We start from the raw sequence: 16,763 nt of genomic DNA on the forward strand, positions 1-16,763 counted from the left end.
ATAGGGTTATTTTTTGTATAGAAGTAGTAGGGTAAGGGTAATAAGAGAGGAGTAGAGGAGGGACGGTTAACAATTTTTAAGCTTTTAGACAAGGCTTTTAGAGAAAAGTTGATAACCGTCCCCGAATTTTTAAAGAGTTGATAAGAGTATTTCCTATATTTATAATGAATATAGTAGTATGAAAAGTTAAAATAAGAATGATGTGGACTATAGAAAGTATGATATAGAGGTGTAATAATGATTGAGATAAACGGTAAATATAACAAGGCCATTGTTTATACAGATAATATTCAAGATGATGCAATTAAACAGATTGAAATCTTATGCAATGAACAATTTACAAAAGGAAGCAAAATTAGAATAATGCCAGATGTACATTGTGGAGTTGGGTGCACTATAGGGACAACTATGACAATTTTTGATAAGGTTGTTCCCAATCTTGTAGGGGTTGATATAGGTTGTGGAATGGAGGTTATAAAGCTTGAAAATAATCATATTGAACTTCAAAAGCTTGATAAGCTAATTTATGAAAAAATTCCACATGGTTTTAAAATAAGAGATAAGGAACATAAATTTATTGATGATATTGATTTAAATGAACTTAAGTGCAAGGATAAAATAAATATTGCTAGGGCTAGAAAAAGTATTGGAACTTTAGGTGGAGGAAATCATTTTATTGAAGCTAATAAAGACAGTGAAGGAAAAATATATATTGTTATTCATTCAGGCAGTCGTAATTTAGGACATGAAGTTGCTAATCTTTATCAAAAAGAAGCCTGTAAATCAGTTAATAGTAATAATAAAAATTTAGCTTATGTATCTAATACGCTTTTTAAAGACTATATTCATGATATGAAAATTGTTCAACATTTTGCTCAGCTTAATCGTAAGGCCATGCTTCATGAAATAATTAAGGGAATGAAGTTTAAAGTGGAGGAGGAATTTACAACCATCCACAATTACATTGATACAGAAAATATGATTTTAAGAAAAGGTGCAGTTTCAGCTAAGGCAGGAGAGAAGCTTTTAATTCCTATAAATATGCGAGATGGCAGTCTTATTTGTATGGGAAAGGGAAATGAGGATTGGAATTTCTCAGCTCCTCATGGTGCAGGTAGAATTATGAGTAGGTCTGAAGCTAAAAATTCATTTACATTTAATCAATATAAAAAGACTATGCAGGGGATTTTTACAACATCAGTGAAGAAAGAAACCCTTGATGAATGTCCTCTTGCTTATAAACCAATGGAAGAAATAATAGGTAACATTAAAGACACTGTAGAAATAGTTGAAAAAATAACGCCAATATATAATTTTAAGGCGGCGGAATAAAAAATCAAAGAATAAATAATAGATAGGAAAACATTAATTTGTAATGAATATAAGGATAAATTACTTTATTGACTAAGGTTAAATGTAATGGTATAATTTCCATGTTATTATTAAATATCAAATATTAAATATGAAAGGGTAAGGTACTAGAATAATGAGAATGTAATCCTTTTTTAGAACGAATTTTGTAACAAAACAACCCAAAATATACAAATTACTAAGGTTTTTTTGTTATGCTTTTTAATAGTTCTGGAGAGGATTAATGATAGTGTATACCCTTATTTTTTATGTTCATATATAATAAAACACTACATTTTTGTATAAGGTATGAAAACTTATGCTTACTTTGTAATGAATTTTCCATATAAATATAGGTGTATTATATTTTATGAACATGGTTATACAAGCTTATTAGCCTCTCCACGTAAAATGGAGGGGATTTTTTATGTTGTTGTTAGAAATAGATAAAGTAAAAAAATATTATGGAGATAGATTAATTTTAGAAATTGATAATTTATTGGTTTATAGCCAAGATAAGATAGGTATAGTAGGAATAAATGGTGCTGGTAAAAGTACATTATTGAATATGCTTTGCAGTAAAAGCTCTTGTGATGAGGGGTGGATAAAAATGTATGGAAGATATTCATATATAACTCAAATAGATGAGCCTGAAAATATTTCAGAAAATGAAAAAAATACCTTAAGCGGCGGTGAAAAAACAAAGCTTAAAATTCAAAGTGCATTTAATAAAAACAGCAGTATACTTTTAGCTGATGAACCTACATCTAACCTTGATATAGCTGGAATTCAAATGCTTGAAAAGAAATTGAAGAATTATAAAGGTGCTATTTTTATTGTGTCCCATGACAGGCAGCTATTAGACAATGTTTGTAATAAAATTCTTGAATTAAACAATGGGAAAATAAAATTATATAATGGGAACTATAGTCAATATATTAAACAAAAGCAGTTAGAAAAAGCAACTTTACAAGGTGAATATGATGAGTATATTAGAGAAAAAAAGAAGCTTGAAATATGCATAGATAAAACTAAGGGAAAATCTAATTCTATTAGAAAAGCACCTAAAAGAATGGGCAACTCTGAAGCTAGACTTCATAAAATGGGAAATCAGAAAGCAAAGAAAAATTTAGATAGAGCAGCCAAAGCTCTAGAATCAAGATTAAACAGACTAGGAGTAAAAGAAAAACCAAAAGATTTAGAAAAGACCAAATTAGACATTAAAGCTTCTGAGGGAGTTTACAGTAAAATTTTAATAGAAGGTAAAAATATAAACAAAGTTTTCAATAAAAAATGTATATTTAAAAATGGATTTTTTCAAATATATAATGGCAGTAAAGTAGCCTTAATTGGACCTAATGGATGTGGAAAAACTACCCTTATAAAAATGATTTTAAATGGTGAAGAAGGGATAGTAACTTCAAATGTATTAAGAATAGGTTATTTTAGTCAAACTCTTGATATACTAGACCAAACTAAAACTATACTTGAAAATGTTATGGATAGCAGTATTTATGATGAAAGTTTTGCAAGAATTATGTTAAGTAGATTGCTTTTTAAAAGAGATGATGTTTATAAAAAGGTATGCGTTTTAAGTGGTGGAGAAAAAGTTAAAGTAGCATTTGCAAAAATTATTTTAAGTGATGTAAATATATTAATATTAGATGAGCCTACAAACTATCTTGACATTTATTCTGTTGAAGCTTTAGAAAAAATGCTTTCTGAATATAATGGAACAGTTTTATTTATTTCTCATGATAGAAGATTTATAAATAATGTGGCAAATAAGACAATGGTTATAGAAAATTATAAAATTTCAATGTATGATGGCAATTATGATGAATTTCTTGAAACCTTAAATAAGAAAAAAAACATAGACAAAAATGAATTGAAAATGAAAAAAATGATTCTCCAAAATCGACTATCTGAAGTACTAGGAAGGCTTTCTATGCCGTGTAAAAATGATGATGTAGAAAAATTAGATAGGGAATATAATGAAATTTTAAAGATGTTAATGGAATTAAAAAATATGTAGGTAGAATTTTAAAAGGACTATGTTTAGAATCATTAAAAATAGTTTGTGAAGAAGAAAAAATTTTTGAAAGCTAAGAGTAATAACTAAATAAACATTTCATAGAAATTAAAATCCCCCTGTATTTAAAATAAATTAAGTGCAAGGGGATTTTTGTATTAGTTTTTATTATTATAAATTAGCATATACATTTTTGAGTATATTTTACTGGATATATTGGCGCATTTTTATAATCAGTATATTTAGAATCTATAACAGCACCATAAATATCTTTTGAGTTTTTGATTTGCTCTAGAGCTTTATAAGCTATATCTCTTCCAAGTTTTAAACCTTCTGTGCCATCTATTGGATAATGAACACCTGCATAAACCCTAGAAATAGAAGATTCTTCTGCTAATAAATTAAGCTTTTGCGCCTCGCATGGAAAGAAATAAGATAATATTGCCTCCATACAACCAGCACTAACGGAATGTCCAGCTGGATAACTAGGATGATATGGTGTTTTTAAATAAGGAGTAAAACATGATGCATATTGGAAAGGTCTAGGAATTTGATATAAATATTTAAAATGCCAACAAATGATCATGGCATCATTTAAAGCTTCAGAAAACAATTTATAAATTCTAGTTGCTAAAATTACTGGTACAGAATAGGTGTTTAAAAGACACTGCAATATTGGAATAATTTGATTTTGAACTATTCCATATCCCCAATATCGTGCAATCTTTTTTTCATCATTTGTTAAGTTTTCACCTACATCAAGTACAGTATCTAATTCTTTTCCACAAAAATCATCAAATACATCTGGAGTTTTTATATTAAAAGCTATTATATTTCCTTCTAAATCTGTAAAATTATTATTTTCTATTTTGAAAAAAGTTAAAGGCCAACTTCCACCAGCAGGCGTTTCCCCCATTGGAGTGAAACTACCACAGATATTGTGAATATTACAGTTACTATTAGGATAGGGAATCTCATTCCATTTATTTTTTATAAAGTTACAATTTTTTTCACAAGTATTTAAATTATAATTATCCTTAGAAATATCTGAATTATCCATAAAAAATCCTCCTTAGACTATAAACATCAAGTGATTGTTAGCTATAAACTATAATATGTTTTATAGAGTTTAAGAGTTAATAACTTTTTTAAAATATGGACTAAAAGTGGTTGGCTTATTGAAAACTATACAAATATCATATATAAATTGGGTGGTAATTTATTAATATACATAAAAAACATATATTGACTAGTAAAGAAATATGTGATATTTTATTAAATGAAAATGATAATCGTTATCAAATTAAATTTACTTGAATTTATAATTACTTGATGTTCATATTAATAAAAACAAGAAGGAGGAAGATAAAGTGAACTTAAAGAAAATAATGACCTTAACAGTTTTAGGAGCAATTATTTCTAGTACAACCCAAGTTTTTGCAGCGTCTAACAGTAAGGTAAATACTAAAAGAATTTATGGAAGTAATAGATATGAAACTTCTATAAAGATAAGTAAAGAAGGATGGGACAAATCAACTTATGCTGTAATTTGTAGAGGAGATAATTTTGTAGATGCTATTTGTGCAGTACCTTTAGCTAAGAAGTATAATGCACCTATTTTGTTAATTGATGAAGAAAAAGTAGGTAAAGAAACAAAGGATGAATTGAAAAGGTTAAATGCAGAAAAGATATTTATCGTAGGTGGAGAAGGAGTAATTAGTAAATCCATTGAAAAAGAAGTGAAAAGTATAGGAAATATAAAAGAAATAAATAGACTTGGCGGAAAAGACAGACAGGAAACTTCTAGAATTGTTGCTAAGAATGTTGGAGGCAATGGACAAATAGTATTAACATCAGGAATCTCCCCTACAGATGCGCTATCAATAAGCCCTATAGCAGCTAATAGAAACATGCCAATAATATTAGCTTCAAAAGATAAAAAGCCAATACAACAATACATAAAAGATAATAAAGTTACAAAGTCATTCATAATAGGCGGAGAAGCATGTGTTTCTAAAGAGATAGAAAGTATACTTCCAAATGCAGAAAGAATATATGGAAAAGATGGTTTTGAAACTAATAAGAAAATAATAGAAAGATTTTCAGATACACTAAATTTTAAGCATGTATATATGGCATTAGGACAAAGTGATAGAGGAAGAGAATTTGCAGATGCTTTAACAGCTTCAGCATTAGCAGCAAAAGATAATAGTCCTATAGTATTAATTCATAAAGGCATTTATGGACAAACAGAAAGCTTAATAAAATCCAAATTATCTAAGGATAGTACTATAGTGGTCTTTGGTGGAGAAAAACTTATATCTGAAAATATAGTTGACAAGCTAGCTAGTTTAGAAACATCAAATAATCAAGAAAATATTAATAAAACTAATGATAAAAAAAGTGGTAGCAATTCTGGATCTGGTTCATCAAAATCAGATGAAGTTAAATATACCATATCCATACAACCATCTTTCCCAGGATCATTTACATATGATTTAAAAGTTACTGGACATAAAGATTCAAAAAATATTATAGGATATAAATTGTTATATGATGGAAAAGTAATAGCAGAAGATACTGATAAAGATGGAATAGTAAGACCGCTTACTATATTCTTTGGAGATGATGTAGACAAATTAAAGTTTAAAATATTAAAAGATGGTAAAGAAATTAAATTTAATAGGTTGAATAAATAGGAGGTATAGCAAATGAATAATAAAAAATGTAAAAATAATATAGAAAAGAAAATATGCTCGCTTACATTATCCACAGCAATGATTTTTGGAACATGTAGTCCTGCCTTTGGAGCTCCCCTTGCTAAATTACCAAAAATAGAAGATAACTCTTTAGTTATAGGAAGACATTTATTTGAATTAGATAAAGTAAATAGTTCACAGTATAATTTAAATACTTTTATAGACGCTTCAAAATCTGTTGATGAAAATAATGGGGTTTACTATAAATACAATGGAAAGTGGTATACAGGAAAAGATATTGAAACTTTTAATAATTTAAAAAATGCTAAAGGGTTAGATACTATACCTAATGATATAATTAAAATTAATGGACAAGATCCAACAGTTAAAAGTGATTTTGTTTTGGATTGGTATCAGGATGGAGACTATGATCATGATGAAGATGGAGAAAATGAATCCGTAGAGCAGTTTGTGGTAACATTTAATAAACCAGTTAAACAAGGTAAAGGAAAATTAAGAATAATAGTACCTAATAATAAAGGAAATGATCCTTATGGCAAGGATAGACTTGGAGCAATAGAATGCTCTTTAGATGAATCATTAAAAAGTCAGCCACTTGAAAAAGTGGAAGATGGATCACCAGTAGGATTGTTTGTAGTAAAAGATAAAGGAAAAGGTAAATCTATAAAAGAAGGATATACAGATAGATATGTAATTGAAATAACAGAAGATTGGACAAGAATATTAAATACAGAAAAAACAGGTATAAACTATTATGATGATATAGTTAAAGGTTTAAGACTTGAGGCAGAGGATTTTGAAGGCGAAGACGGAAATAAGGTAGGAAGTACAGTAGGTGAAAATAAGATTATAGCTAAAAGAGATGTTAAATTAGTAAAGGATGATCAAAAACCATATGTTATAGTTCACAAACCTATATATACTAAAATTGGAGAAAACGGAAACCAAGCTGCAGGCAAAACAAGAATAATATTTAACGAGCCAATACAATTATTGACTAAAGAAAATGTTCAGGATTTAGAAAAGTTAAATGTTAGTCAGCCTTATGTTGTGGGAAGTTTCTCTAAGGGAAAATACGTACAGTATAATCCAATAACACCAAGCCAAAAACAATTAAAGTCTCAAGATAAAGGAGTACCTGTCTTTGATGCAGAGTATAGAATGGTTGATGAAAAGGGACAACAGGTACTAGACAAAGAAGGAAAAGCAGTAGTAATAAAGGGTAAATATGGACTAAGAGGAGATATATTTGAGCAAGATGATGCTATAGAAGAAAATGGTGACAAACTAAAAATAAGGCTAAATGAAATAGATTTTAAATTTAATTTTGATCCTAACAATTCTGGTATAACAAGATTTAGAGATTACGGAACAATATTTGTAGATCCAGAAAAACCACTTCCAGAAGGAAACTGGCAGCTAGTAGTTAAAAATGTAACAGATGATGCTGGCAATAAAATGGATGATTACATATCAGAAACATTCAATGTAGAAAAATATTTCCAAGTAGTAAGCCTTACTAAAGATAAGGTAAAGATTAAGTTTACTAAACCATATAGTAAAAATAGCTTATGGGGAAATAAAATACCTCTTGTTGTCAATGATAGTAATGGAAAGCCATTAACAGTTACTTGGATTGAAAATATCAAAGAAGGACAAATAGATGCTGAAGTAACACTTCCAAAGCCAATACCAGAAACAGAAAAAACTGTGTATATAAATACTATGAAATGTGAAGTAAATACAGAATCACAAAATCCAGAAGAAAAACCACAAGAAAAAATATATAAAGATGGAATATATGAAGGTGAAGGAGAGGGGGTTAAATCTACAATAAAGGTTAAAGTTACTGTTAAAGATGGAAAAATGAATAATGTAGATATAGTTGAAGCAAAAGATACAGCATCTTTCTTCAATAAAGCAAAAGCTATAATAGGAAAGATATTAAATAAACAATCTGCAGAGGTTGATAATGTATCAGGAGCTACATATAGTTCAATGGGTATTAAAGAAGCTGTAAGAAATGCCTTGGAAAAAGCAAAGGTAACTGGAAATGACAGTGGAAAAGATGAAAATAATAATGGAAATACAAATAATGGTGAAAGCCAAAAGGTTAACATAGATTGGTATCAAGACGGAGATTATAGTCATGATAAGGATGGAAAAGATGAATCCGTAGAACAATTTGTAATAACATTTGATAAACCTATAAAATCAGACAAAGGTACTTTTAAGATTATAGTACCGGATAAAACAAAGAAAGATCCTTATGGAGCAGATAAGCTTGGAGAAATAGAATTTAAAATGGATGGAACAAATAATTCTAAAGCTTTGGCTAACATTGAAGGTGGAAAAGAAGTAACTTGCTTTGCCATAAAGAATAGAGGAATGATAGATAGAGTAGTTATTGAATTAACAGAAGATTGGACAAGAATATTTAATACAGAAAAAACAGGTATAAACTATTATGATGATAGAGTTAAGGGTTTAAGATTAGTTGGAGAAGGATTAGAGGATGAAAAGGGAAATATCCTTAAGGATGGTAAAGGTTCAAAACAAATAACAGCAGCAAGAGATATTGAATTTGTAAAAGATACTGAAAAGCCTTATATAGTTACAAATAAAATAATATATAACAAAATTGGCGAAAATGGATTCCAAAATGTTGGAAATACAAGAATAGTATTTAATGTTTACTATGAAAAAGTAGATGAAAACAATAATGCTATGAAAGATGAAAGCGGAAATCCTATAAGAATAAAAGGAAAGTATGGCTTAATGGGCGATGTTTTAAAAACTGGTGAAGAAGGAGAATCAAAAGGTGATAAAATTGCTTTAAGAATGAATGATATAAATTTTAAATTTGATTTTGATGGTAAAAATGAAGGAATAAGTAGATTTAGAGATTTTGGTAGTTATTTAATCAATCCAGAGAAATGCTTAACAGAAGGTAAATGGAGACTAGTGGTTAAAGGGTTTTCAGATGATGCAGGAAATGAAATGGATGAGTATGTATCAGAAGTATTTAATATAACTCCTTATTTTAGTATAACAGAATTAACTAAGGAAGGTATTAAAGTAAAGTTTACAGAGCCATTTAAAGGTGACAAGATTTATGGAGACAAGGTTATAATTGTAGTGGCAAAAGATAAAAAAATGAATTTTGCATGGATTGAAAACTTAAAAGAAGGACAAATTGAAGCAGAAGGAAAATTTAATAAACCATTAGAAAATCTTGAAGGAACATTCCTTATAAATACTATGGAATACACTGTAAAGGATGCACCAAGTGCTGGAAATGGTGAAAGTAGTAATGAAAATAATAACCCAAATGGTAAAGAGAATAGTGATGTAAACAATAATGATGGTAATAAAGAGAACGGTAATGTGAATAACAACGAAGATGGTAATAAGAATGATAATGTAAATAACGGTGGAAATAACAACCCAAATGGTAAAGAAAATAATAACGAAAACAATAATGGAAATACAGATGATAAAAAAAACAGATTATAGAGTAGATTGGTATCAAGACGGAGATTACAGCCATGATAAAGATGGAAAAAATGAATCTGTAGAACAATTTGTGGTAACCTTTAATAAAGATATAAATCCTAATAAAGGTAGTTTAAAAATTATAGTACCAGATAAAATAAAGAAAGATCCTTATGGAGTTGATAAACTTGGAGAAATAGAAGTTAAAATGGATGGTGCTAGTCAAGAGAAAGCTCTAGCTAATGTTAAGGGTGGAGAAAAAGTAACTTGTTTTATAAGACCTGATGATGCAGTTGAATCCAAAAATAGATTTGTATTAGAACTTACTCAAGACTGGGATTTAATTTTAAACACAGAAAAAACAGGTATACATTATTATGATGATAAAGTTAAAGGATTAAGACTTATAGGTGAAGGCTTAGAGGATGAAAAGGGAAATATTATTGAGGATAATGAGGGAACTGGAAAAATAACAGCAGATAGAGACATAGAGTTATATAAAGATGACAGTAAGCCTTATGTAGTAGGACAAAAATTAATCTATGATAAAATAGGATCTAATGGAGTTCAAAAGGCTGGAAGTTTAGGGGTTGTTTTCAATGAACCTATTCAATTATACACAAAGGAAATGGCTGATGATGGTGTTATACCACCAGTTATATATAAAGATCACAACCCTTTAACCCCAAGTCCATCACAGATTGGAACATATGACAATTTCCTTCCAGAACTTAAAGTTCAGTTTCAAAAGGTGGACGAAAAGGGAAATATATTAAAAGATGAAGATGGTAATGACATAGTGGTAGGCGGAAGTTATGATTTAATAGCAGATATTTTACCAGCTGATACAAAAGCCAATGAACTTCAGAAGGCTCTATCAATAAAGATGGATGAAATTTCATTTGATTTTGACCTAGATAAGAACACTTCAGGAATAAATAGATTTAGAGATTACGGTCTATTTTATATAACTCCTGAAACTAGTTTAACAGAAGGTAACTGGAGGGTATTATTAGGTGGAGTTTTAGATGATGCTGGAAATGAAATGGATGAATATATATCAAGGCCATTTCAAATAAAGCCTTTATTCTCTATAGAATCCTTAACTAAAGAAGGAATTAAAATTAAATTTACAGAACCTTTTACTAAAAATGATATAACAGGAGATGGAATAACTTTAGTAGTTACTAAATATGGAGAAATAGTAAACTCAGTATATTTACCAAGTTTAAAAGAAGGACAAACTGAGGCAGAAGGTAAGTTCCTACAACCTATGGAAGAGTTAGAAGGAGAATATTTTATAAATAATATAAGATATACAGTAAGTAAATAAATATATTAATTAGCCCCAAATAATTTAATAACAGATAGATAATAAATCCTGTAAATGGTGAATATAAATAACTATTTACAGGGTTTATTAATTTCTGGGAGTTACTTAATAATATAACGAAAAAATATTAAAATTTAGGAAGGAATTTTTATTTTATTATAGAATATTCCTTTTATTTGAAAATATTTAAATAATAGGGAGATGAAATTGTGAAAAATAAAAAAACAAATTTTATAGTATCAGCAGCCGTAGGGGTTTCATTGATATTTTCATCCACAATGGTTTTTGCAGCAGAGAAGTATACTGTTAAGAAAGGAGATAATTTATGCACAATAGGAGCTAAAACAAAAGTTGACTGGAAGTATATAGCTAAAATTAACAATATAAAGAGTCCTTATGTAATTCGAAGTGGACAAGTATTGAAGTTAAAAGCAGATGGAACAAAGAAATTAGCAAAAACAAATGTAAAAATACAATCCAAAGGGAAGACTGATTTAAAATCTAAAACTAAAGTAAAGGCTAAAACTGGAACTAAGCCTCAAGTAAAGTCTCAAGTTAAGCTACAAACTAATTCTAAATTTAAGTGATAGTTTAAGATGAAGTAATAAAAAGTAAACAAGTATTTCAAAATAAGTCGGGATTAAAAAACTATCCTGGCTTATTTTTTGCACATTATGATACAATGATAGCGTGTAGGTCTAAGATAATAAGAATATAGAATTATATTAAAAAATATATAGACGAGCTATGAATATCTCTGTGTAAAGGAAAATGTACATAAAACTAACTAAAGGAGTGCTGTTTATGGATACACCAAATATTCTTTTAGTTGAAGACGATTTAAAAGTAAATGAATTAATTAAGGAAGCTTTAACTAAAGAAAATTATAATATAGATTCTGCATTTAATGGAGAAGAGGCATTGGTAAAATTCTCGCAAAATAATTATGAACTAATAATATTGGATTTAATGCTTCCTATTATTAATGGAGAAGAAGTATTAAGACAAGTTAGAGAAAAAAGCAAAATTCCTGTACTTATTTTATCGGCTAAAAGTGATCCTATTGATAAAATACTAGGGCTTGGAATAGGTGCAGATGATTATATGACAAAACCATTTATAGTTGCAGAGCTGGTAGCACGAGTAAAGTCACAGCTTAGAAGATATTTGATCTTTAGTAAGCCAGATATCTGGGAGGATAATTTATTAGAACGGGGAAATCTTCAATTAAACATGGATAATTATCAAGTAACGAAAAAAGGAAAAGTTATTAATCTTACATTAAAGGAATTTGAAATATTAAAACTCTTAATGTTTAATCCAAACAAAGTTTTTACAAAATCTCAAATTTACAGATCAGTATGGGAAGATAGTTATTTATCTGATGAAAGCACAATAATAGTTCATATAAGAAGGCTTAGAGAAAAAATAGAGGACAACCCTTCATCTCCTATATATGTAAAAACCATATGGGGAATTGGATATAAGTTTGGGGGAGAAGAATAAATGAATCAGGTACTTGTGTTAGTTCTATCTCTAGCATTTATTATTGTATTATCCCTTTACATAAATATGTGTACTAATCTTAAGAAAATACATAATACTTTAGATGGTATTAAAAATAATAATTTAAATGGAAGAATTCGTATACAAACAACTAATAAACATCTAAAAAATGTATCAAATGATTTTAATCATATTTTGGACAATTTTCAGTCCATACAAGAAAAAAATTACTATCTCCAGATGTCTAGAAAAAAACTTATTTCAAATATTTCTCATGATCTAAGAACTCCGTTGACCTCTATATTAGGATTTACTGAGTTACTTCAAACTGATAAGAATTTAACTGATGAAAAGAAGCAAAGCTATATAGATACAATATCATTAAAGAGTAATTATTTATATTCTTTATTAGAAGATTTTTTTGAACTTTCTAAGATTGATTCAGAGGACATGTCTTTGAATCTCCAAAAAATTGATATAAATGAAAATATAACAGAAGTATTGGCAAATTTCTATAATGATTTTATGGAGAGAAATATTACCCCGGAAATAAGATTAGATAAGGGTCCACTGTTTGTAATGGGAGATAATATTAAAGTAAACAGGATAATATCTAACTTACTCTCAAATACATTAAGATATGCAAAAGATTTTGTAGCTGTTAGGACTAAAAAAGATGGGGATAAGGTATGGGTGATTATTGAAAATACAGGTAAAACCATTCCTGAGGAAGATATTCCTTATATATTTGACAGGTTATACACATCAGAACCATCCCGTAATTTAAAATATAGGGGAAGTGGATTGGGATTGTGTATTGCTAAAACTCTAGTAGAAAAGCATAGTGGTGAAATTTATGTAAATAGTGAAAATAATAAAACTATAGTTTCATTTTATTTACATGTATATAATACATCTAATAAAAATATAGAAAAAGAGTGATGAAATTGATGTGCTCCCGTCGTGGTAAACAGTTAAAATAATAGAACTGTTTACTTCAAGGGAGCAGTTTGAATTTTTAGCGCTCTTTTTGTTTTGTGAGAAATTATTATATTTAATAATTTTGTAATAATTGAGTAAGGGTTATGTTATTTTAAGTTGATATAATCTTAGGTGTTCCAGGGGAACAGTTAAGATTTTTAAGTGGTCTGAAAAATTAATACAGGGAGGTAAAGCAAATGAAACCTATGGTTACTTTTGAAAATGTATCTAAAATATATAATAAGAATTTTTATGCATTAAAAGGTGTTAATTTAGAAATTGGTGAGGGGATGTTTGGTCTTTTAGGGCCTAATGGTGCAGGAAAAAGCACCCTTATGAAAAGTCTTATCACATTAATTAATCCTGACAAAGGAAATATTACAGTAGAAGGATATGACACTAAAACCCATTCATTAGAAGTTAGAAATATAGTTGGGTATCTTCCACAGGAATTTTCTATATATCCTAATTTAACTGCTGTTGAATTTTTAGATTATATGGCTCAGTTAAATAAGTTAGGTGATAAAAATATGAGAAGAAAAAAGATAGAGGAAGTATTAGAAAAAGTTAATCTTTTGAATTGGAAAAACAAAAAAGTTGGAGGATTTTCAGGAGGAATGAAAAGAAGACTTGGTATTGCCCATGCCATAATGAAAGATCCTAAAATTTTAATTGTAGATGAGCCAACAGCAGGGCTTGACCCAGAAGAGAGAATTCATTTTAGAATGCTTCTTGTGGAATTGAGCAGACAAAAATGTGTCATATTATCTACTCATATTGTAGAGGACATATCTAGTTCTTGTGAAAATATAGGACTTTTAAATAGAGGAAGTATACAGTATATTGGCTCACCTTTAGAATTTATATCAAAGGCTAAAGATAAAGTTAGAGAATTTCAGGTTTTCAGTCAAGAGGATATATTGGATTTAAAAGATAAGTATGAAATTATTTCTATAAGAAGAACATCAAAAGGAACTTTTTTAAGAGCAGTAGGAGAAAATTTTTTGAGAGAAAAGGGAGGAAGAGATGTAGAGCCTAGTCTTGAAGATGCCTATATGTACTTTATGAAATATGGGGAAGGGGAAAAGAAATATGTTTAAAACTATTTTTGCAGTGGTAAAACATGAATTCAAAAGCCTTCTGAAAAATTGGATTACAATTATTGCTGTTATTTCATTTATAATAGCGCCAATTTTAGTATACAGCCCTATTACTGATGGGAGGGTATGGAATAAAGTATATGCTGCCTATTATTGTAATAATGGATTGGTATCAATTGCAATAATGATAATGTCTTTTATAACTATAAGCATTTATTATAAGGATGAAGTAACAGAGATGCCTATATTAATATTTTCCCAACCTATTAAAGGAAAAACATATGCTATAGGTAAGTTTTTAGGTGGATATGTGTATTGTTTATTATTTGCATTGTTAGGAAATATAGCTTGGATGTTTAGTCCTATATATTTTAAAGAAATCCCCTATCCATTACTTTCATTTTTTAAATATTTTATGATTTATTCTATACCTTCTTTCTTTGCAATACTTTCATTAAATTATTTTTTTCAAGTTTTATTTAACTTAAAACCATTAACTATATTTTTGCCTATGTTTATATTTATGTTCACATCTGGACCTCCAATCCCAATTAGCTATTTTGGAATAATGATAGATTCTAGATATACTACTAATTTATATTCAGGTATGCCATTACCGGCAGAAGCTATAAAATATATTATGATTAATAGAACGATTATAGTAGCTTTGGCAGTATTACTTCTTATAATATCTATATTAAAATTTTCTCCCAAAAAATTAATGGATAGAAGGTGAGCTTATGTTTTTTAAATATCATTTTAAACAACAATCAAAAGTTATGAAAGGAATTGCAGCTACCTTTGTGGTATTAGTTATAATTTTTAACTTGTTAAATCACAGTAGAGAGTGGTACATGTTAAGTATTATGATAACTTTACTGCCATTATTTTTTACTTCTAATATTTTTTCAAGTGAAGTTGAAAAGAAAACGGATTTCTTAATTTTTACATCTAGAACACCTAGATATAAAGTATTAATAGAAAAGTATTTATCAGCATGGATTATTAGTGAAGGGATAATTTTTATTGCATATGTTTCCGCAGTAGTTAGTGGATTTGAAAAGTCTTTATTTGCATTTATGATTATAGTAATATATTCTACAGTGCTTAGTTTGATAGGACTTTTGGTTAGCAATATTAGTAATAATACACTATTAGGATATGGTGTATCTTTAGGTATATGGATATCAGAAATGATGTTAGGAGCTAGATGGCATGAAAGACACACCTTTTTATCTACTAATGTAAATTTAATTAATAGATCAGTGAAAATATGGTCTAATATATTGTTTATGATTATTTTAGTAATTGTATTAATTCTTTTAAATTTATTTATAGTAAGTAGAGGAGAGAATTTAAGAAGAAAACTTACTTATAAAGGTACAGCAGCGGTAATTGCAGTTTCTCTAATCTGTTTATTTTTATATAATTCCTTCTTTCTAAAATTAGAATTTTGGAAGGACAATAAATGGACTTTGATAAAGGGAGAAAATATTAATTTACAATATAAAAATTTAGATTATGATCGTGCAAAAGAAATATTTAAAATATGTAATGAGCAGAGTAAGGCTTTACAAGAGTTGTTTGGGGAAAGTATAGGGTATAATAAAGTATATGTATGGCATGGAGTAGAGAGTGATTTTATAGAAGAGGAAAACAATGCATATTTAATACCTTTTAGAAGCTTAATGAAACTTAATCCTACAGAATATGGTGGGAAGTATTGGTATGATGATGCATATACAGTGTTAATGGAGCCAATATTTAAGCAACTAGAAGAAAATAATGAAAATGAAATATTGAAAGGAGCATGGAAAAACTATATATATTATTCATATATATCTCCTAATACAAAAAATAAACTTAGAGAAAATAAAATATTTAAGATGCCGGAGTATTATAATAATAGTAAAGAGGAATATATGGAGAATTTAGAAGATAACCTGAAAAGTGGTAAACCTGAAAAGAATAATATACATGCTCTTGGATCTATATCAAGCGCTTTTTTATACAAATTAGACCAAAGTAATCATGAAAATACTATAAAGCTTTTAAAATATATAAATAATAGTGAAAAAAGGATTTCATATAGGGATATAGAAGAATTTATAAAAAAGAATTATAAAGATAAGACATTAGAAGAAACTCTTAATTTATATAATGAAATAAGAGAATACCATGAAAAACATTATAGTGATAGAGGGCTTGTAACAGAGGATTAAGTTAGTTAATTATTAAAATGGTTA

Annotated in this window: 12 protein-coding genes; 11 read left to right on the top strand and 1 reads right to left on the bottom strand. The window is 28.3% G+C overall.

The annotated features are described in order from the left end of the window. Positions 1-237: 237 nt before the first annotated feature. Together J2Z24_RS05280 and abc-f are read left to right on the top strand one after the other, a co-directional pair. On the top strand, positions 238-1,332 hold the full coding sequence (locus J2Z24_RS05280) for an RtcB family protein (RefSeq protein ID WP_035149525.1): 1,095 nt from the start codon (positions 238-240) through the stop codon (positions 1,330-1,332). Positions 1,333-1,777: 445 nt separating this feature from the next. Next, positions 1,778-3,385: a ribosomal protection-like ABC-F family protein gene (gene abc-f, locus J2Z24_RS05285; protein WP_035149523.1), complete on the top strand. Its 1,608-nt coding sequence runs from the start codon at positions 1,778-1,780 to the stop codon at positions 3,383-3,385. 175 nt (positions 3,386-3,560) lie between these two features. Here abc-f and J2Z24_RS05290 read toward each other — a convergent pair whose 3' ends face one another. Then, complete coding sequence (locus tag J2Z24_RS05290) at positions 3,561-4,442, bottom strand: phosphatase PAP2 family protein (protein ID WP_051593350.1); 882 nt, start codon at positions 4,440-4,442, stop codon at positions 3,561-3,563. A gap of 310 nt (positions 4,443-4,752) precedes the next feature. Between J2Z24_RS05290 and J2Z24_RS05295 the strand changes: the two genes are divergently transcribed. The 9 genes from J2Z24_RS05295 to J2Z24_RS05335 all read left to right on the top strand — a co-directional run bounded on the left by J2Z24_RS05295 (position 4,753) and on the right by J2Z24_RS05335 (position 16,739). Continuing rightward, positions 4,753-6,081 (top strand): cell wall-binding repeat-containing protein, encoded by a 1,329-nt coding sequence (locus J2Z24_RS05295; RefSeq protein WP_051593349.1) that lies wholly within the window; start codon positions 4,753-4,755, stop codon positions 6,079-6,081. Between the two features lie 12 nt (positions 6,082-6,093). Next, the gene (locus tag J2Z24_RS05300; RefSeq protein WP_035149522.1) at positions 6,094-9,618 is read left to right on the top strand and encodes an FMN-binding protein; all 3,525 of its coding nucleotides are present in this window, start codon (positions 6,094-6,096) and stop codon (positions 9,616-9,618) included. Continuing rightward, entirely contained in the window at positions 9,554-10,930 is a 1,377-nt protein-coding gene (locus J2Z24_RS05305) for a hypothetical protein (RefSeq protein WP_035149520.1), read from the top strand. Before J2Z24_RS05300 ends, J2Z24_RS05305 begins: the two co-directional genes overlap by 65 nt. Positions 10,931-11,139: 209 nt before the next feature. Continuing rightward, complete coding sequence (locus tag J2Z24_RS05310; protein ID WP_035149518.1) at positions 11,140-11,517, top strand: LysM peptidoglycan-binding domain-containing protein; 378 nt, start codon at positions 11,140-11,142, stop codon at positions 11,515-11,517. Between the two features lie 217 nt (positions 11,518-11,734). Beyond that, positions 11,735-12,436: a response regulator transcription factor gene (locus J2Z24_RS05315; protein WP_035149516.1), complete on the top strand. Its 702-nt coding sequence runs from the start codon at positions 11,735-11,737 to the stop codon at positions 12,434-12,436. After that, positions 12,437-13,378, top strand: coding sequence for a sensor histidine kinase (locus J2Z24_RS05320; RefSeq protein ID WP_035149515.1), 942 nt, complete (start codon positions 12,437-12,439; stop codon positions 13,376-13,378). A 236-nt stretch (positions 13,379-13,614) separates the two neighbouring features. Beyond that, positions 13,615-14,517 carry an ABC transporter ATP-binding protein gene (locus J2Z24_RS05325; RefSeq protein WP_035149513.1) on the top strand — a complete coding sequence of 301 codons (903 nt, stop codon included), beginning with the start codon at positions 13,615-13,617 and terminating at the stop codon, positions 14,515-14,517. After that, on the top strand, positions 14,510-15,253 hold the full coding sequence (locus J2Z24_RS05330) for an ABC transporter permease (RefSeq protein WP_035149511.1): 744 nt from the start codon (positions 14,510-14,512) through the stop codon (positions 15,251-15,253). Before J2Z24_RS05325 ends, J2Z24_RS05330 begins: the two co-directional genes overlap by 8 nt. A 4-nt stretch (positions 15,254-15,257) precedes the next feature. After that, on the top strand, positions 15,258-16,739 hold the full coding sequence (locus J2Z24_RS05335; RefSeq protein ID WP_035149509.1) for an ABC transporter permease: 1,482 nt from the start codon (positions 15,258-15,260) through the stop codon (positions 16,737-16,739). Positions 16,740-16,763 lie beyond the last annotated feature (24 nt).

It is taken from the genome of Clostridium tetanomorphum, assembly GCF_017873215.1.
Lineage (GTDB): Bacteria > Bacillota > Clostridia > Clostridiales > Clostridiaceae > Clostridium_AO > Clostridium_AO tetanomorphum.

Coding starts and splice junctions, on each gene's coding strand:
- J2Z24_RS05315 (WP_035149516.1), top strand. CDS start 11,735: ATGGATACACCAAATATTCTTTTAGTTGAAGACGATTTAAAAGTAAAT.
- J2Z24_RS05335 (WP_035149509.1), top strand. CDS start 15,258: ATGTTTTTTAAATATCATTTTAAACAACAATCAAAAGTTATGAAAGGA.
- J2Z24_RS05305 (WP_035149520.1), top strand. CDS start 9,554: ATGGTAAAGAAAATAATAACGAAAACAATAATGGAAATACAGATGATA.
- J2Z24_RS05290 (WP_051593350.1), bottom strand. CDS start 4,442: ATGGATAATTCAGATATTTCTAAGGATAATTATAATTTAAATACTTGT.
- J2Z24_RS05280 (WP_035149525.1), top strand. CDS start 238: ATGATTGAGATAAACGGTAAATATAACAAGGCCATTGTTTATACAGAT.
- J2Z24_RS05300 (WP_035149522.1), top strand. CDS start 6,094: ATGAATAATAAAAAATGTAAAAATAATATAGAAAAGAAAATATGCTCG.
- J2Z24_RS05320 (WP_035149515.1), top strand. CDS start 12,437: ATGAATCAGGTACTTGTGTTAGTTCTATCTCTAGCATTTATTATTGTA.
- J2Z24_RS05325 (WP_035149513.1), top strand. CDS start 13,615: ATGAAACCTATGGTTACTTTTGAAAATGTATCTAAAATATATAATAAG.
- abc-f (WP_035149523.1), top strand. CDS start 1,778: ATGTTGTTGTTAGAAATAGATAAAGTAAAAAAATATTATGGAGATAGA.
- J2Z24_RS05330 (WP_035149511.1), top strand. CDS start 14,510: ATGTTTAAAACTATTTTTGCAGTGGTAAAACATGAATTCAAAAGCCTT.